The sequence below is a fragment of the Streptomyces sp. NPDC088810 genome, from assembly GCF_044750305.1.
Classification (GTDB): domain Bacteria; phylum Actinomycetota; class Actinomycetes; order Streptomycetales; family Streptomycetaceae; genus Streptomyces.
The window spans coordinates 69,744-86,606 of record NZ_JBIVJQ010000010.1 but is presented as its reverse complement, the minus strand read 5'-3'; the positions used below and the strand labels follow the sequence as shown (position 1 = coordinate 86,606).

14 protein-coding genes are annotated in these 16,863 nt (G+C 70.1%); 6 read left to right on the top strand and 8 right to left on the bottom strand.

The window, feature by feature from the left end:
- The gene (locus tag ACIP4Y_RS28190; RefSeq protein WP_358640049.1) at positions 1-1,701 is read left to right on the top strand and encodes a methylmalonyl-CoA mutase family protein; all 1,701 of its coding nucleotides are present in this window, start codon (positions 1-3) and stop codon (positions 1,699-1,701) included.
- On the opposite strand, the gene ACIP4Y_RS28185 is transcribed toward ACIP4Y_RS28190, so the two are convergent.
- On the bottom strand, positions 1,698-2,327 hold the full coding sequence (locus ACIP4Y_RS28185; protein ID WP_358640047.1) for a TetR/AcrR family transcriptional regulator: 630 nt from the start codon (positions 2,325-2,327) through the stop codon (positions 1,698-1,700). The genes ACIP4Y_RS28190 and ACIP4Y_RS28185 overlap by 4 nt on opposite strands.
- 206 nt (positions 2,328-2,533) lie before the next feature.
- Here ACIP4Y_RS28185 and ACIP4Y_RS28180 point away from each other — a divergent pair, with 206 nt between their 5' ends.
- From ACIP4Y_RS28180 to ACIP4Y_RS28165, 4 genes are all read left to right on the top strand, one after another.
- A complete protein-coding gene (locus ACIP4Y_RS28180) occupies positions 2,534-3,505 on the top strand; it encodes a tetratricopeptide repeat protein (RefSeq protein WP_401398529.1) in 972 nt (323 codons plus the stop codon).
- Positions 3,506-4,127: 622 nt separating this feature from the next.
- Positions 4,128-4,766, top strand: a complete 639-nt coding sequence (locus tag ACIP4Y_RS28175; protein ID WP_208034478.1) for a DUF6230 family protein — start codon at positions 4,128-4,130, stop codon at positions 4,764-4,766.
- Between the two features lie 117 nt (positions 4,767-4,883).
- Entirely contained in the window at positions 4,884-5,438 is a 555-nt protein-coding gene (locus ACIP4Y_RS28170) for a DUF6114 domain-containing protein (protein ID WP_401398527.1), read from the top strand.
- Positions 5,428-6,840 (top strand): hypothetical protein, encoded by a 1,413-nt coding sequence (locus ACIP4Y_RS28165; protein ID WP_401398525.1) that lies wholly within the window; start codon positions 5,428-5,430, stop codon positions 6,838-6,840. The genes ACIP4Y_RS28170 and ACIP4Y_RS28165 overlap by 11 nt, the downstream gene beginning before the upstream one ends.
- A gap of 97 nt (positions 6,841-6,937) precedes the next feature.
- Here the strand turns inward: ACIP4Y_RS28165 and pyk are convergent, their stop codons facing one another.
- The 3 genes from pyk to pta all read right to left on the bottom strand — a co-directional run bounded on the left by pyk (position 6,938) and on the right by pta (position 11,760).
- A complete protein-coding gene (gene pyk, locus ACIP4Y_RS28160; protein WP_401398523.1) occupies positions 6,938-8,365 on the bottom strand; it encodes a pyruvate kinase in 1,428 nt (475 codons plus the stop codon).
- 84 nt (positions 8,366-8,449) lie between these two features.
- The gene (locus tag ACIP4Y_RS28155; protein WP_358640039.1) at positions 8,450-9,661 is read right to left on the bottom strand and encodes an acetate kinase; all 1,212 of its coding nucleotides are present in this window, start codon (positions 9,659-9,661) and stop codon (positions 8,450-8,452) included.
- Complete coding sequence (gene pta / locus ACIP4Y_RS28150; protein WP_401398521.1) at positions 9,658-11,760, bottom strand: phosphate acetyltransferase; 2,103 nt, start codon at positions 11,758-11,760, stop codon at positions 9,658-9,660. Before pta ends, ACIP4Y_RS28155 begins: the two co-directional genes overlap by 4 nt.
- Positions 11,761-11,952: 192 nt before the next feature.
- Here pta and ACIP4Y_RS28145 point away from each other — a divergent pair, with 192 nt between their 5' ends.
- Positions 11,953-12,978 (top strand): ATP-dependent 6-phosphofructokinase, encoded by a 1,026-nt coding sequence (locus tag ACIP4Y_RS28145; RefSeq protein ID WP_358640036.1) that lies wholly within the window; start codon positions 11,953-11,955, stop codon positions 12,976-12,978.
- Here ACIP4Y_RS28145 and ACIP4Y_RS28140 read toward each other — a convergent pair.
- The 4 genes from ACIP4Y_RS28140 to ACIP4Y_RS28125 form a co-directional block, all read right to left on the bottom strand.
- On the bottom strand, positions 12,975-13,664 hold the full coding sequence (locus ACIP4Y_RS28140; RefSeq protein ID WP_401398518.1) for a helix-turn-helix domain-containing protein: 690 nt from the start codon (positions 13,662-13,664) through the stop codon (positions 12,975-12,977). The genes ACIP4Y_RS28145 and ACIP4Y_RS28140 overlap by 4 nt on opposite strands.
- A 118-nt stretch (positions 13,665-13,782) precedes the next feature.
- A complete protein-coding gene (locus ACIP4Y_RS28135) occupies positions 13,783-14,610 on the bottom strand; it encodes a carbohydrate ABC transporter permease (RefSeq protein ID WP_401398517.1) in 828 nt (275 codons plus the stop codon).
- Positions 14,610-15,473 (bottom strand): carbohydrate ABC transporter permease, encoded by an 864-nt coding sequence (locus tag ACIP4Y_RS28130; RefSeq protein WP_401398515.1) that lies wholly within the window; start codon positions 15,471-15,473, stop codon positions 14,610-14,612. Before ACIP4Y_RS28130 ends, ACIP4Y_RS28135 begins: the two co-directional genes overlap by 1 nt.
- Positions 15,470-16,843: an extracellular solute-binding protein gene (locus ACIP4Y_RS28125; protein ID WP_401398513.1), complete on the bottom strand. Its 1,374-nt coding sequence runs from the start codon at positions 16,841-16,843 to the stop codon at positions 15,470-15,472. Before ACIP4Y_RS28125 ends, ACIP4Y_RS28130 begins: the two co-directional genes overlap by 4 nt.
- Positions 16,844-16,863 lie beyond the last annotated feature (20 nt).

Sequence of the window (16,863 nt, the reverse complement as noted above, 5' to 3'; positions counted from 1 at the left end):
ATGGATGCTCACGCCATCGAGGAGGGCCGCCGACGCTGGCAGGCCCGCTACGACGCCGCGCGCAAGCGCGACGCGGACTTCACCACGCTCTCCGGCGATCCCGTGGAGCCGGTGTACGGGCCCCGACCGGGCGACACGTACGAGGGATTCGAGCGGATCGGCTGGCCCGGGGAATACCCCTTCACGCGCGGGCTCCATCCGACCGGCTACCGCGGACGGACCTGGACGATCCGCCAGTTCGCCGGCTTCGGCAACGCCGAGCAGACCAACGAGCGGTACAAGATGATCCTCGCCGCCGGCGGCGGGGGCCTGTCGGTCGCCTTCGACATGCCGACGCTCATGGGCCGCGACTCCGACGATCCGCGCTCGCTCGGCGAGGTCGGGCACTGCGGGGTCGCCATCGACTCGGCCGCCGACATGGAGGTGCTGTTCAAGGACATCCCGCTGGGGGACGTGACGACGTCCATGACCATCAGCGGGCCGGCCGTGCCGGTCTTCTGCATGTACCTGGTCGCCGCCGAGCGCCAGGGTGTCGATCCGCGGGTGCTCAACGGAACCCTGCAGACCGACATCTTCAAGGAGTACATCGCCCAGAAGGAGTGGCTCTTCCAGCCGGAGCCCCATCTGCGGCTGATCGGCGACCTGATGGAGCACTGCGCGGCGGGCATCCCCGCGTACAAGCCGCTGTCCGTGTCCGGGTACCACATCCGGGAGGCGGGGGCCACGGCCGCGCAGGAACTGGCGTACACGCTGGCGGACGGGTTCGGGTACGTCGAGCTGGGGCTCAGCCGCGGTCTCGACGTCGACGTCTTCGCGCCCGGGCTCTCCTTCTTCTTCGACGCGCACGTCGACTTCTTCGAGGAGATCGCCAAGTTCCGCGCGGCCCGGCGCATCTGGGCCCGGTGGATGCGGGACGTGTACGGGGCGAAGAGCGACAAGGCGCAGTGGCTGCGGTTCCACACGCAGACCGCGGGTGTCTCGCTGACCGCCCAGCAGCCGTACAACAACGTGGTGCGTACGGCCGTGGAGGCGCTGGCCGCCGTGCTCGGCGGGACCAACTCGCTGCACACCAACGCCCTGGATGAGACCCTCGCGCTGCCCAGCGAGCAGGCCGCGGAGATCGCGCTGCGGACCCAGCAGGTGCTGATGGAGGAGACCGGGGTCGCCAACGTGGCCGATCCGCTGGGCGGTTCGTGGTACGTCGAGCAGCTGACGGACCGGATCGAGGCGGACGCGGAGAAGATCTTCGAGCAGATCAGGGAGCGGGGGCTCAGGGCTCACCCGGACGGGCGGCACCCGATCGGGCCCATCACGTCCGGGATCCTGCGCGGGATCGAGGACGGGTGGTTCACCGGGGAGATCGCGGAGTCCGCGTTCCGGTACCAGCAGGCGCTGGAGAAGGGCGAGAAGAGGGTCGTCGGCGTCAACGTCCACACCGGCTCCGTCACCGGCGACCTCGAGATCCTGCGGGTCAGCCACGAGGTGGAGCGGGAGCAGGTGCGGGTGCTCGCCGAGCGCAAGGCGGCGCGGGACGAGGCGGCGGTGCGGGGGGCGCTGGACGGGATGCTGGCCGCTGCCCGGTCGGGGGCCAACATGATCGAGCCGATGCTGGAGGCCGTGCGGGCCGAGGCGACGCTGGGCGAGATCTGCGGGGTGCTGCGGGACGAGTGGGGGGTGTACACCGAGCCCCCCGGCTTCTAGGCGCCCTCGGCCGGCTGGGAGGTCAGGCCCTGTAGCAGTACCCGGGTGAAGCTGCGGACCCAGTTCTCGTCCGCCGGTTTGCCGCTGACCAGGGTGCGGTGGACCACCGCGCCCGCGACCACGTCGAAGATGAGGTCCACCGTGCGGGCGGACTCGCCCGGGTCCGGCTCCGGCGGGAGTTCGCCCCGCTGCTGGGCCCGGGCGCGGCCCTCCAGGACCAGGCGCATCTGGCGGTCCACGATGGAGGCGCGGATGCGTTCGCGCAGGGCGTCGTCGCGGGTGGCCTCGGCGACCACCGCCATCAGGCCACTCTTGGCCTCCGGCCGGGCCAGGATCGCGGCGAACTGGAGCACGACGCCCTCGATGTCGGCCGCGAGGCTGCCCCGGTCGGGCAGTTCCAGCTCGTCGAAGAGTTCCGCGACGGCGTCCACGACCAGCTCGTTCTTCCCGGCCCAGCGGCGGTAGAGCGTGGTTTTCGCAACCCCGGCCCGGGTGGCGACGTCTCCCAGGGTGAGCTTGGACCAGCCGAGCTCGACCAGAGCCTCCCGCGTCGCGGCCAGGATCGCGGTGTCCGCGGCGGCGCTGCGCGGGCGTCCGGTACGGCTGGCGGGAGTGCGGCTCTGCATGCCACGACCATAACCGGCGGGATCTGTGCGGTCGTGAGGGAGATCACCGGGGTGTGGTGTCGCGGGGTGCCCTCATGGCATTACGCTACGAGTCGTAGCGAAAGCTCGTGAGGGACGTACACGGGCGACGACCGAGGCGTGGGGTGGGGACCCGGCGCCGCACATCGCTTTTTCACTCAGGCGCGGGATCGGGGGAGGATAGACGCATGCAGCCACGGAACATGTCCATGAGCGGTGTCGTCGACCTCGCCGCGGTGAAGGCGGCCCAAGAGGCCAAGGCCAAGGCCGAGCAGGCGCGCGCCGAAGCCGCCCGGCAGGGCGGGACGGGAGCCGTCTCCCCGGCCGATCTCGTCATCGACGTCGATGAGGCAGGGTTCGAGCGGGACGTCCTGCAACGCTCCGCCGAAGTCCCCGTCGTCATCGACTTCTGGGCCGAGTGGTGCGAGCCCTGCAAGCAGCTGAGCCCGGTCCTGGAGCGGCTGGCCGTCGAGTACAACGGGCGCTTCCTGCTCGCCAGGATCGACGTCGACGCCAACCAGATGCTGATGCAGCAGTTCGGGATCCAGGGCATCCCGGCCGTCTTCGCGGTGGTGGCCGGACAGGCGCTGCCCCTCTTCCAGGGGGCGGCCGGCGAGCAGCAGATCCGGCAGACCCTGGACCAGCTGGTGCAGGTCGCCGAGCAGCGCTTCGGCCTGACCGGCCTGACCGTCGACCCGGACGCCGAGCCGGGCGGTGCCGCCCCGGCCGCGGCGCCGGAGGGGCCGTACGAGGCCCTGCTGAACGCCGCCGCGCAGGCGCTGGACGCCGGCGACCTGGGTGGGGCCGTCCAGGCGTACAAGAACGTGCTGGCCGACGACCCGGGCCACCCGGAGGCCAAGCTGGGCCTGGCGCAGGCCGAGTTGCTCCAGCGGGTGCAGGGTGCGGACCCGCAGAAGGTGCGCCAGGAGGCCGCCGAGAAGCCGAAGGACATCCAGGCGCAGATCGCCGCCGCCGACCTGGACCTGGTGGGCGGTCACGTCGAGGACGCCTTCGGGCGGCTGATCGAGACCGTGCAGCGCACGGCGGGTGACGACCGGGACGCGGTACGGCGCCGGCTGCTGGAGCTGTTCGAGGTCGTGGGCCAGGAGGACCCGCGCGTGGTGGGCGCGCGCCGCGCGCTCGCGCGCGCCCTGTTCTGACCAGTCGCTAAACGCCCCGGCATGTGGTGCCGGGGTGAAAGGTTCGCCGACGAGGCGTCACGGTGACCGCACTTTGCCAAATCTTGGCAATCGCGGTCGCTGTTACTGCGAGTAAATCGAGGCCGTTGGTCTGTCTGGATTCGTCCAGGGATCAACGGCTTTGCTCTGCCCATCGCCACCACCGAGCGTCGCGCTCCGAGACCGGCCGGTCGTCCTCCGGTTATCCGGCCGTTACTAGCCAGTAACGAACCCCCTTGTGCCCGGGCCGAGAATGCACCACGATCGGCGACGCTCGGTCCATTCCCGTACCCCGGCACCCGGTCGGGTCACGGGAGACTCTGGGTCCCCACCGAGCAGAGCCGGCGGCAGTGGCGCCGGGTCTAGGGCAGGGGGGTCTTCGCCGGCCGGTGAAGCCTGTCCAGCAAGGTTGTGCGTGATGCGTGTCAGGCGCGACCAGTGGTTGTCGCTCGGGGGTGATCGCCGGTGATTCGGGCGCGGTACGCGCCGCCGAGCGCGGGCGCTCTCCTTTCCGAGGACGTAGCACTTCTCCCATCCCTGCCCGGCTGAGCCGCCGATTGGGGCGAGTCCGGGCCAGGAGATGTACGTCCGAGAAGGAGGAAATATGGAGTCCCAGGTGCGTGGCGGGACCAGATGGAAGCGGTTCGCTGTGGTCATGGTGCCCAGCGTGGCCGCCACGGCGTGTATAGGTGTCGCCCTCGCGCAGGGCGCTCTCGCCGCGTCGTTCAGCGTGTCCGGCCAGTCGTTCAAGGTGTCGGCGGACCAGCTGGTCGGTACCGGCTTCTCGCAGTACGGCGCCATCGACAGCGGTTACACGATGGACGGCAAGAAGACGGCTCACCCGGTGGCCGTCTCGGCGTTCAAGCACGCCGAGATCACCAACCTGTGCCAGTCCGTGGTCACGCCCGACGTGCCGATCTTCGGCAACGTCAGCCTGATCCTGCGGGCCGGTGGCGAGGGCGCCGAGAAGGTCCAGGCCGACAACATCTACATCGACGTTGCCGACCTCAGCGCCGACGCGACGTTCGACAACATCGACATCGGCGTGGCCGCCAAGGACGCCTCCAAGGGTCCGGGCATGAAGGGCGGCGGCGAGCAGGCCAACCCCTTCGGGTTCGCGCAGCAGGCCGACAAGGCCACGCTGAAGAACGTGAAGCAGACGGCGTGGGCGACCACCGCCGGCACCTTCAAGCTCAGCGGCCTCAAGATGTCGCTGTCGACGGGTGTCAAGGAGTGCTACTAAGCACTCGCTGACGGGCGGGGGAGCCGGTGGCGCCCCCGCCCGTCCCCACTCCGGCCGCGTTCTCACACGCGGCACACATCACCACCACAGCAACGCCGCACCAGGGAGCTGTTTTCCATGAGCGCCGAGACCCCTGCCGCCGAGCCCGGCCAGTTCACCCGCCGGAGGCAGCAGTTCCGCGCCTGGCGGGGCACACGTCCGTTCTGGGCCGGCCTGTTCGTCATGCTCGGCGGCTTTCTCATCCTGTACTTCCCGTACGCACACCTGCAGCTCGGTCACCTCACGATGACGATGGGGACCCCCGGCGGCTCCAGTTCCCTGATCATCGGTGGGCTGCTCTTCGTCCTCGGGATCATCCTCTGGTTCCAGCAGCACATCCGGGTCTTCGGGGGCGTCGCGGCGATCCTGCTGGCGCTGGTGTCCATTCCGCTGTCCAACATCGGCGGCTTCATCGTCGGCTTCCTGTGCGCGCTGACCGGCGGGGCGATGGCCGTGGCCTGGTCACCGGGCGCGCCTGCGCAGCCGCAGTCGCCGGCCCCCGCACCGGACCCCGGTGGTTCCCCCGTCGACGCGCCCCGGCCGGAGCAGCGCGTGTACGGACTGGACAAGCCGAACGACCTGTCAGAAACGAACCCGGCCAACGGGGCGAACGGGAGGCACAGTGCCGGCTGACGAGGTGACCCGCGGGACCGACGTGGACGGGTCCCGCGCGAGAACCGGGCCCCGCCACGCGGCCCCCAGGAAGCCCCTGTTCACCAGGTTCCACATGCCGGCCGGCAAGGCCATAGCCTCCGTGGCGATGCCCACGGCGGTGCTCATGGGCATGGGCTTCACCTCCACGCTCGCCCTCGCCGACAACAACGGCAGCCCGTCCCCGTCGACGTCGGCGAAGAGCCTGACGGCCGACGAGTACAAGGACTGCGTCAAGGCGCTGGGCGACGACAAGAACCCCTCGGCCTCGCCGTCGCCGTCCGCGTCGCAGAGCACCACGGCCTCGCCGTCGCCGTCCAAGACCGCCGAGAGCGGCACGACGCAGGAGTCGGGCAAGACCTCCACCCATGAGCCGGGTTCCGGCGGTGACACGGCCGAGCCCAAGCCGACCGCGACCGCGACCTCCGGCTCCGGCTCCGGGTCCGGCTCCGGCGGCTCGGACTCCGGTTCGTCCGGCTCGGGTCCGGCCACCGGCGGTGACACGGCCACGCCGACGCCCACGGCGACCCAGGGCGGCGGGGACGTCCTGGACACCATCGGCGACACGGTCGGTGACATCCTCACCGGCGGCGGCAAGGACTCCGGCACGGCGTCGCAGACCGCGACCCCGACGCCGTCCGCGTCGCAGTCGTCGGCCGCGGACAGCTCGTCCGCGGACACCTCCTCGACGGGTACCTCGTCGGGCGGCGGCAAGGACTCCGGGGCTTCCGACACCGTGAAGGACACGGCGAAGAAGACCACCGACACGGTCAAGGACACGGCCAAGGACACGGTGAAGGACACCACCGGCACCGTCTCCAAGACCGGCGAGGACGCCGCCGGGACGGCCGGGGACGCGACCGCGTCGGCCACCCCGAGCCCGTCCGCGAGCGAATCGGCCTCCGCCGAGGACTGCCCGGTGGCCACGGACGACGAGGGCGGCGTCGACAACAAGGTGCCGGTCGCGGACGACCCCTGGTACCTGAACGCCAGTTCCCTGCTCCTCAAGGGCGCCGACTACCAGGGCATCGTCAAGGTGAAGACGGCCAACGGCACCACCAAGAAGGTGCTGAAGTACGTCATCTCCGGCGGCACCGACATAGGCGACCTGCACCAGACGGTGAACGACAAGCAGGCGAACAAGACCTACCACGTCCAGGCGGCCAAGGGCTCGACGTCCACCATCACCGGCGGCGACACGGTGATGTACACCGAGAGCATCTCGGGCAACCTGTTCGGGCTGATACCGGTGACCTTCAGCCCCGACAGCCCGCCCCCGCTGAACATTCCGCTGATCTACTTCACCAACGTCAAGGTGACGCAGGCGGCGCAGTTCGGCGGCAACCTGCACGTGCCCGGCATGCACGTGTACACGACCGACTGAGCGGTCGCACAAGCCGGTTCGGGAGCCGCACAAAACCGAGGGCGCCCCCTGTCGACAGGGGCGCCCTCGGTGCCGTTCAAGGCCCGTGCGGGGCGGGTCAGCCGCTCTGGCTGCCCAGGTGGTGGACGCGGAGCATGTTGGTGGTGCCGGGGACCCCGGGGGGCGAGCCGGCGGTGATGATGACGGTGTCGCCCGTGTCGAAGCGGCCCAGCTTGGCGATCTCCTGGTCCACCAGGTCGACCATCTCGTCGGTGGTGTTCACGAACGGCACGATGTGCGACTCCACGCCCCAGCTGAGGGTCAGCTGGTTGCGGGTGCCCTCGTCCGTGGTGAAGGCGATGATCGGCTGGGTCGCCCGGTAGCGGGACAGGCGGCGCGCGGTGTCACCGGACTGGGTGAACGCGATCAGGCCCCGGCCGCCGAGGAAGTCGGCGATCTCGCAGGCCGCGCGGGCCACCGAACCGCCCTGGGTGCGCGGCTTCTTGCCCGGCACCAGCGGCTGCAGGCCCTTGGAGAGCAGCTCCTGCTCGGCCGCGGTGACGATCTTCGACATGGTCTTGACCGTCTCGACCGGGTAGGCGCCCACGCTGGACTCGGCCGACAGCATGACCGCGTCGGCGCCGTCCAGGATCGCGTTGGCGACGTCGGAGGCCTCGGCGCGGGTCGGGCGCGAGTTGGTGATCATCGACTCCATCATCTGGGTCGCGACGATCACCGGCTTGGCGTTGCGCCGGCACAGCTCGATCAGGCGCTTCTGCACCATGGGGACCTTCTCGAGCGGGTACTCGACGGCGAGGTCACCACGGGCGACCATCACGGCGTCGAACGCCGCGACGACGTCCTCCATGTTCTCCACCGCCTGCGGCTTCTCCACCTTGGCGATGACGGGGACGCGGCGGCCCTCCTCGTCCATGACGCGGTGCACGTCCTGGACGTCCTTGGCGTCCCGGACGAAGGACAGCGCCACCATGTCGCAGCCCATGCGGAGGGCGAAGCGCAGGTCCTCGACGTCCTTCTCGCTCAGCGCGGGCACGTTGACGGCCGCGCCGGGCAGGTTGATGCCCTTGTGGTCGGAGACGACACCGCCCTCGATGACGATCGTCTTCACCCGCGGGCCCTCGACGTCCAGGACCTTCAGCTCGACGTTGCCGTCGTTGATCAGGACCTGGTCGCCGCGCGAGACGTCGCCGGGCAGTCCCTTGTACGTCGTACCGCAGATGTGCTTGTCACCCGGCACGTCCTCGGTCGTGATGACGAACTCGTCACCGCGCTCCAGCTCGACCGGACCCTCGGCGAAGGTCTCCAGGCGGATCTTCGGGCCCTGCAGGTCGGCGAGGACGCCGATGGGACGGCCGGTCTCCTTGGACGCGGCCCGGACGCGGTCGTACCGCGCCTGGTGCTCGGCGTGGGTGCCGTGGCTGAAGTTGAACCGGGCCACATTCATGCCCGCCTCGATCATGGCGACGAGCATCTCGTGGGAGTCGACCGCGGGGCCGAGAGTACAGACGATTTTCGAACGGCGCATGGGGCGATCCTATCGGTTTGTTTCGCTACGGAATATTCCGTCTGGCGGAAGATACAAATGAGTGCCACACCGCTCAGGTGCTATTCAGTTGTTCTTTCCCACCAGTGCGTAGGTCTGCGTCGCGATCTCCAGTTCTTCGTCGGTCGGCACCACGGCGACCGCCACCCGCGCGGAGTCCGGCGAAATCAGCCGCGGCCCGCCGCCGCGTACGGCGTTCCGCTCCGGGTCGACCGCCAGGCCCAGGCCCTCCAGGCCCGCGATCGCCGCCTCCCGCACCGGGACGGCGTTCTCGCCGACCCCGGCGGTGAAGGCCACCGCGTCCACGGTGCCGAGCACCGCGAAATATGCGCCGATGTACTTCTTGAGCCGGTGAATGTAAATGTCGAAGGCGAGTGCGGCCTCTTCGTCACCCTCGTCGATCCGGCGGCGGATCTCCCGCATGTCGTTGTCCCCGCACAGACCGAACAGACCGCTCCTCTTGTTGAGAAGAGTGTCGATCTCGTCCATGGACATATCCCCAACACGCGCCAAATGGAAGATGACGGCCGGGTCCAGGTCACCGGACCGCGTACCCATCACGAGCCCCTCCAAGGGGGTCAGTCCCATCGAGGTGTCCACACAGCGGCCCTTCTCCACCGCGGAGGCGGAGGCGCCGTTGCCCAGGTGCAGCACGATCACGTTGACCTCGGCCGGGTCCTTGCCCAGCAGCCGCGCCGTCTCCCGGGAGACGTAGGCGTGCGAGGTGCCGTGGAAGCCGTAGCGGCGGATCCGGTACCGGTCGGCGATCTTCGGGTCGATGGCGTAGCGCGCCGCGGACTCCGGCATCGTCGTGTGGAAGGCGGTGTCGAACACGGCGACCTGGGGCAGGTCGGGGCGCAGCCCCTGCGCGGTGCGGATGCCGGTGAGGTTGGCCGGGTTGTGCAGCGGGGCGACCGGGATCAGCCGCTCGATCTCGGTGAGCACCTCGTCGTCGACGACGGTGGGCTCGGTGAAGAACATCCCGCCGTGCACGACCCGGTGTCCGATCGCGGCCAGTTCGGGGGAGTCCAGACCGAGGCCGTCGCGGCCCAGCTCCTCGGCGACCGCCTTCAGGGCGGCGTCGTGGTCGGCGATCGGACCGGTGTGCTCACGGGTGTCGCCGCTGGTGAGGCAGGTGTGCTCGATCCGGGAGGTCTGCTCGCCGATGCGCTCGACCAGGCCCATCGCGAGCCGGCTGCTGTCCCGCATGTCCAGCAGCTGGTACTTCACGGACGAGGAGCCGGAGTTGAGGACGAGGACACGGGTGGGGGAGGTCACTGCTGGGACGCCTTCTCGTTCGGGGACTGGGCGGAGTTCTGGGCCTGGATCGCCGTGATGGCCACGGTGTTGACGATGTCCTGGACGAGGGCGCCCCGGGACAGGTCGTTGACCGGCTTGCGCAGGCCCTGCAGGACCGGGCCGACGGCGATCGCACCGGCCGAACGCTGCACGGCCTTGTAGGTGTTGTTGCCGGTGTTCAGGTCGGGGAAGATCAGCACGCTGGCCTGGCCGGCGACCTCGGAGCCGGGCAGCTTGGTCGCGGCGACGGACGGCTCCACGGCCGCGTCGTACTGGATCGGCCCCTCGATCTTCAGGTCCGGCCGGCGCGAGCGGGCCAGCTCGGTGGCCTCGCGCACCTTGTCGACGTCGGCGCCCGACCCGGACGTACCGGTGGAGTACGACAGCATCGCGATCCGCGGCTCCACGCCGAACTGCGCGGCCGTGCCCGCCGACTGGATGGCGATGTCCGCGAGCTGCTCGGCGTTCGGGTCGGGGTTGACCGCGCAGTCGCCGTAGACCAGCACCTTGTCGGCCAGGCACATGAAGAACACCGACGAGACGATCGAGGAGTCCGGCTTGGTCTTGATGATCTCGAAGGCCGGGCGGATGGTGGCCGCCGTGGAGTGCACCGAGCCGGACACCATGCCGTCGGCCAGGCCCTCCTGGACCATCAGGGTGCCGAAGTAGTTGACGTCGGAGACGACGTCGTAGGCCAGCTCCACGGTGACGCCCTTGTGGGCGCGCAGGGCCGCGTACTGCTCGGCGAAGGCGTCGCGCAGCTCGGAGGTGGCCGGGTCGATCAGCTCGCTGTCGCCGAGGTCGATGCCGAGGTCGGCGGCCTTCTTGCGGATCTGGTCGACCGGGCCGAGCAGGGTCAGGTCGCACACGCCCCGGCGCAGCAGCACCTCGGCCGCGTGCAGCACCCGCTCCTCGGTGCCCTCCGGCAGCACGACCCTGCGCTTGTCGGAGCGGGCCTGCTCCAGGAGCTTGTGCTCGAACATCATCGGGGTGACCCGGTCGCCGCTCGGCGCGGACACCCGGCGGGCCAGGCCGGCGGTGTCGGCGTACCGCTCGAACAGGCCGAGCGCGGTCTCCGCCTTGCGCGGGGTGGCCGCGGTCATCTTCCCCTCCATGGAGAAGAGCTGCTCGGCGGTGGGGAAGCTGTTGCCGGACACCGAGAGCACCGGGGTGCCCGGGGCGAGGCGGGCGGCCAGGGTGAGGATCTCCTCGCGCGGCACCTCGTTCAGGGTGAGCAGCACGCCGGCTATCGGCGGGGTGCCGGCGCTGTGCGCGGCGAGCGAGCCGACGACCAGGTCGGCGCGGTCGCCCGGCGTGACGACCAGGCAGCCCGGGGTCAGGGCACCGAGGAAGTTCGGCAGCATCGCGCCGCCGAAGACGAAGTCCAGCGCGTCGCGGGACAGCCCGGAGTCGTCGCCGAGCAGCACCTTGGCGCCGAGGGCCTGGGCGATCTGGGCGACCGTCGGCGCGGACAGCGCGGGCTCGTCGGGCAGCACGTACGACGGCACCGGCAGCCGGTTCGCGAGCCGCTCGGCGATCGTGTCGCGGTCCTCGCGGGCCACCCGGTTGGCCACCATGGCCAGCACGTCGCAGCCGAGGCCGTCGTAGGCGCGGTAGGCGTTGCGGGTCTCGGCCAGCACGGACTCGGCGGACTGCTTGCGGCCGCCGACCACCGGGATCACGGAGGCGCCGAACTCGTTGGCGAGCCGTGCGTTCAGGGACAGCTCGTCCGGCAGCTGGGTGCCGGCGTAGTCGGTGCCGAGGACCAGGACGACGTCGTAGTCCCGGGCCACCAGGTGGAAGCGGTCGACGAGCGCGGAGACCAACTCGTCGGTGCCCTGCTCGGCCTGGAGCGCGGACGCCCGGTGGTAGTCCATGCCGTAGACGGTCGCCGGGTCCTGCGAGAGGCGGTAGCGCGCCCGCAGCAACTCGAACAGCCGATCGGGGCCGTCGTGGACGAGCGGACGGAAGACCCCCACCCGGTCGACCTGCCGGGTCAGGAGTTCCATCACTCCCAGCTCCACGACCTGGCGGCCGTCACCGCGGTCGATCCCGGTCACGTACACGCTGCGCGTCACGTGTCCACTCCGTTCCTCTTGTCGCTTGTGTCGCCTCTTTGGCATAAAAATCGCCCACCAAGGTGAGCAGAACCCTCTTGACAATACCCCCGCCGACGGATAAGGCGCCCGTCAAGACTTCACCTGCCCGGCGGACGTGAAAGAATCGACAGCGGCTCACCGGCACCGACAGCGAGCAGGAGACACAGCACGATGCGCATCGGAGTTCTCACCGCAGGCGGCGACTGCCCCGGCCTGAACGCCGTGATCCGGTCGGTCGTGCACCGGGCCGTGGCGCAGTACGGCGACGAGGTCATCGGCTTCGAGGACGGCTACCGGGGTCTGCTCGACCGCCACTACCGCACCCTCGACCTGGACGCGGTCAGCGGCATCCTGGCCCGCGGCGGCACCATCCTCGGCTCCTCCCGGCTGGAGCGCGACCGGCTGCGCGAGGCCTGCGAGGGCGCCGCCGACATGGTCGAGGAGTTCGGCATCGACGCGCTGATCCCGATCGGCGGCGAGGGCACGCTGACCGCGGCCCGCATGCTCTCCGACGCCGGCCTCCCGGTCGTCGGAGTCCCGAAGACCATCGACAACGACATCTCCTCCACCGACCGCACCTTCGGCTTCGACACCGCCGTCACTGTGGCCGCCGAGGCGATGGACCGCCTGAAGACGACCGCCGAGTCCCACCAGCGCGTGATGGTCGTCGAGGTCATGGGCCGGCACGCCGGCTGGATCGCCCTGGAGTCCGGCATGGCCGCCGGCGCCCACGGCATCTGCCTGCCCGAGCGGCCCTTCGACCCCGCCGACCTGGTCAAGATGGTCGAGGAGCGGTTCGCCCGCGGCAAGAAGTTCGCCGTCATCTGCGTCGCCGAGGGCGCCCACCCCGCCGAGGGCTCCATGGACTACGGCAAGGGCGAGATCGACCAGTACGGCCACGAGCGCTTCCAGGGCATCGGCACCGCCCTCGCGTATGAGCTGGAGCGGCGCCTCGGCAAGGAGGCCAAGCCGGTCATCCTCGGCCACGTCCAGCGCGGCGGCGTCCCGACCGCGTACGACCGCGTCCTCGCCACCCGCTTCGGCTGGCACGCCGTCGAGGCCGCGCACCGCGGCGAGTTCGGCCGGATGACCGCGCTGCGCGGCACCGACATCGTCATGGTGCCGCTCGCGGAGGCGGTCACCGAGCTGAAGACGGTGCCCAAGGACCGGATGGACGAGGCCGAGTCGGTCTTCTAGGCGGTCCGCTTCTCCACCGCCGCCCAGAAGTTCTCCACGATCCGGTCGAGGAACTCCCGACCGGACTCGCTGGCGCTCCTGCTGCCGCCACCCCAGCTGAGGGTGGCGGCCATGTGCCCCTGGTAGTCCTCGTGGAGCTCCTGCAGCACCCCTTCGAGGACGTCCGGGGCCAGAGGCACCAGCTTGCGTACCGGCCGTACATAGGCCTGCCAGCGCGTGGTCACCGCGCTGCGCAGCAGGTCGGCGAGTTTCGCCTCGCGGCCGGTGACGCTCACGAAGTCGGGCAGGGCGAGATCGAGGACCTGGGCGAGCACGGCCGACTGGCGCTCGTTGCCGCGCCACTGCCCGCTCTCCTCCATCCGCAGGTACGACCGCACGTCCACGCCGACGGCACGGGCGACGTCCTCGGGCGCGACGGCACGGGCGATGCGGTGCTCGCGCAGGGTCTGCGGCCGGCCGAACAGTTCACCCGGAGAACACCACAGCACGCCCGCCAGCGCGGTGAGTTCGGGGTGGCTCGGCGCGGCCGTACCGCGTTCCCAGGCGATCACGAGGTCGGGTGTGACGTAGGGCAGTCCGTACGAGACCCGCATGCCGTAGGCGACGTGCTCGGGGCCCATGCCGAGCGCGGCGCGCAGTCTGCGGGCGGCCGGAGCGTTGAAGGGGGGAGCTGAGGGTTCACGCACCCGGCACAAGCTAGGGGGCCGCGCCCCGGATGGCTACGGTCCGTTCAGCCAGGACCACGGATTGTGTGAACGCACAGTTCCGGCCGTTCGGTATGTAACGGACGGAACACCCTTTCCTCTACCCCTTGACCGCGCCGCCCAGCGCGAATCCGCCGCCCAGCCGCCGTGCCACCAGGACGTACAGAAGGATCACCGGCGTCGAGTAGAGGACGGAGAACGCGGCGAGCTGACCGTAGGCGACCATGCCCCGGTTGCCGAAGAAGTCGTTGATGCTCACCGAGGCCGGCATCCGGTCCGGAGTCAGCAGCAGCATGAACGGGACGAAGAAGTTCCCCCACATCATCACGAACGAGAACACGGTCACCACGGCGAGCCCGGGCCCCATCAGCGGCAGCACGATCCGCAGCAGGGACTGTGCCGCCGAGGCTCCGTCCGTCCAGGCCGCCTCCTCCAGCTCCCGCGGCACGCCGTCCATGAAGTTCTTCATCAGCCAGATCGCGAACGGCAGCTGGGAGGCGGCGAAGAAGAAGACCGTGCCCTGGAGGGTGTCGATCAGGTTCACCCGGACGAACAGGGCGTACACCGGCACCATGATCGCCGTGACGGGCAGGCTCGTGGCGAACAGGATCGTCAGCAGGAACGGCCGGTTCAGCCGGGACCGGAACCGGGACAGCGGATAGGCGGCGAGGGCGGCGCAGCCGACGGTCAGCGCCGTGGCGCCCCCGCACAGGATCAGGCTGTTGAGCAACGGCGTGTAGGTGATGTCCGGGGTCAGGATCGCCCGGAAGTTGTCCAGGGTGACCCCGTCCGGGACCCGGACCCGGAGGCCGGCGTGCGGGTCCACGGCGGACAGCAGCACCCAGGCGAGGGGCAGCACGAAGGCGGCCGCCACGGCCAGCAGCGAGAGATCGGCGGCGAGCCGCCGGGCGGAGCGCTTCCTGGCCATCAGACCTCCGTCCGCAGCAGCCGCAGATAGACGACGGAGAACAGGGAGCCGACGACCAGCAGGAGCAGGGCCACCGCGGTGCCGTACCCGATCATGCTGTTCTGGAAGGCCTGCTCGTACATGAACAGCGGCAGGGTCTGGCTCCGGTCGCCGGGCCCGCCCCGGGTCATCACCCAGATCAGCCCGAAGACGGAGAGCGTCTGGAGGGTGTTGAGCATGAGGTTGGTGCCGATGGAGCGCCGGATCATCGGCAGCGTGATGTGCCACAGCAGCCGCCACCCGCCGGCCCCGTCCACCTCGGCGGCCTCCGTGATCTCGGCGGGGATCTCGTCCAGCGCGGCGGAGTACACGAGCATCGAGAACGCCGTCCCGCGCCAGACGTTGGCGAGGGACACGGCCAGGATGGGCAGCGTGAACAGCCAGTTCTGTCTTGGCAGGTGCAGCCAGTCCAGGATCGCGTTCAGGGTGCCCTCGCGCCGGAAGAACGCGTAGAGCAGGAATCCGGCGACGACCTCCGGCAGCACCCACGCGGTGACGACGACCGCGCCGGTGAGGGTGCGGACGGGCTTCGACGCGCGCTTCATCAGCGCGGCCAGCGCGAGTCCCAGCGTGTTCTGCCCGACGAGCGAGGACACCACCGTGAACACCAGGGTCAGCCAGACCGCGTTCAGGAACGCGTCGTCCCGCAACGCCCGGCGGAAGTTGGCGAATCCGACGAACGAGGAGTGGGCCTGGCCGGTCAGCTGGAGGTCGGTGAAGGCGATCCAGACGCAGTAGGCGATCGGCCCGGCGAGGAAGAGGAGCAGCAGGACCAGGGCGGGGGCGAGGGGAAGGGCCCGGACGGCCGGGTTCCCGCGCCTCACTTCCGGACCATTCGGCCGCCGGTGACGTCCTCGACCGTGGCGTCGTAGCCGCTCGCCGCCTCCGCCACGGACAGGTCACCGGTCGTGACCCCCTCCATGGCCTCCTGGATGGCGGTCGACACCTTCGGGTACGCCGGGTAGGCGGGCCGGTAGTGCGTGCTCGCCACCAGGTCGGTGAAGAACGCGAGGCCGGGCTGGGCCTTCGCGTAGGCGGGGTCGGAGGCGACGTCCTTCCGTACGGCGATCCCGGAGTTGGCGATGTACCACGTGCGGGCGTTGTCCTTCGTCTGCATCGTCCGGACGAACGCGAAGGCGAGGTCCGGGTTGGCCGCCTTGGCCGGGATGGACCAGGTCCAGCCGCCGGACATGCTCACCCGCCCGGGCGCCTGCCCGTGTTGGGTCGGCATGGCGGCGATCCCCAGCTGCTTCGACCAGTCCGGCCACTCGTGCCCGCTGCCCGGCAGCCAGGCCTGCGGCAGCCAGGAGCCGTCGAGGGCGATGCCGAGCTTGCCCCGGGGGAGCAGTTCGCCGTTGACGGTGGTGTTGAAGTTCGGGTCGAGGGCGTCGGAGACGTCGGGGCCGAGCTGCTCCTTGTAGACCGTCTCCACGAAGCCCAGGGAGTCCTCGAAGGCGTGCGACCCCGTGATCCACTTCTTGCTGCCGCTGTCGTAGAGCGGATCCTGTGTGCCGTCGCCGGTGCCGTACAGGAGCATCTCGAAGCCCTGCATGGTGGCCCGTTCACCGGCCGGCTTGCCGGTGTAGACGTTGAGCGGGATGACACCGGGGACCCTGCGCTTGATGGTCCGGGCGGCGGCGAGCACGTCGTCCCAGGTCTTCGGCTGCCAGTCGGCAGGCAGCCCGGCCTTCTCGAACACCCGCTTGTCGAACCAGAGCCCTCGGGTGTCGGTCCCGTCCGGAACACCGTACGTCTTCCCGTCCTGGCCCTTCGCCGCCGCCTTCGCGGTGCCGATGAACTGACGCCAGTCCGGCCACTTCGCGAGGTACGGGTCGAGCGGCTTCAAGTACCCGCTGGTGATGTCGGAGTTGATGAGGAAGGTGTCCTCGTAGACCAGGTCCGGGGCGGTCCGCGGCGAGCGCAGCATCTGCTGGAGCTTGGTGTAGTACTCGGCGTCCGGTGCTTTGACCGGTACGAACTCGACCTTCTTGCCGGGGTGTTCGTGCTCGAACTGCTTCTTGATCCCGGCGAGATAGGTGTCCATCACCTTGACGGAGTTGTCGGTGGACTGCTTGTACGACACCTTGATCGTGTCCGGGCTGCTGCCGGAGCCGCTGCCGCAGGCGGTGAGGCCGGTGGCGGCGAGGGCGGCGGTGAGGAGGAGAGGGAGGGCGGCGGTGGGGCGCACGGGCATGACCTCCTGAGCACACGTGG

Coding starts and splice junctions, on each gene's coding strand:
- ACIP4Y_RS28145 (WP_358640036.1), top strand. CDS start 11,953: ATGCGCATCGGAGTTCTCACCGCAGGCGGCGACTGCCCCGGCCTGAAC.
- ACIP4Y_RS28135 (WP_401398517.1), bottom strand. CDS start 14,610: ATGGCCAGGAAGCGCTCCGCCCGGCGGCTCGCCGCCGATCTCTCGCTG.
- pyk (WP_401398523.1), bottom strand. CDS start 8,365: ATGCGCCGTTCGAAAATCGTCTGTACTCTCGGCCCCGCGGTCGACTCC.
- ACIP4Y_RS28180 (WP_401398529.1), top strand. CDS start 2,534: ATGCAGCCACGGAACATGTCCATGAGCGGTGTCGTCGACCTCGCCGCG.
- ACIP4Y_RS28125 (WP_401398513.1), bottom strand. CDS start 16,843: ATGCCCGTGCGCCCCACCGCCGCCCTCCCTCTCCTCCTCACCGCCGCC.
- ACIP4Y_RS28185 (WP_358640047.1), bottom strand. CDS start 2,327: ATGCAGAGCCGCACTCCCGCCAGCCGTACCGGACGCCCGCGCAGCGCC.
- ACIP4Y_RS28175 (WP_208034478.1), top strand. CDS start 4,128: ATGGAGTCCCAGGTGCGTGGCGGGACCAGATGGAAGCGGTTCGCTGTG.
- ACIP4Y_RS28170 (WP_401398527.1), top strand. CDS start 4,884: ATGAGCGCCGAGACCCCTGCCGCCGAGCCCGGCCAGTTCACCCGCCGG.
- ACIP4Y_RS28190 (WP_358640049.1), top strand. CDS start 1: ATGGATGCTCACGCCATCGAGGAGGGCCGCCGACGCTGGCAGGCCCGC.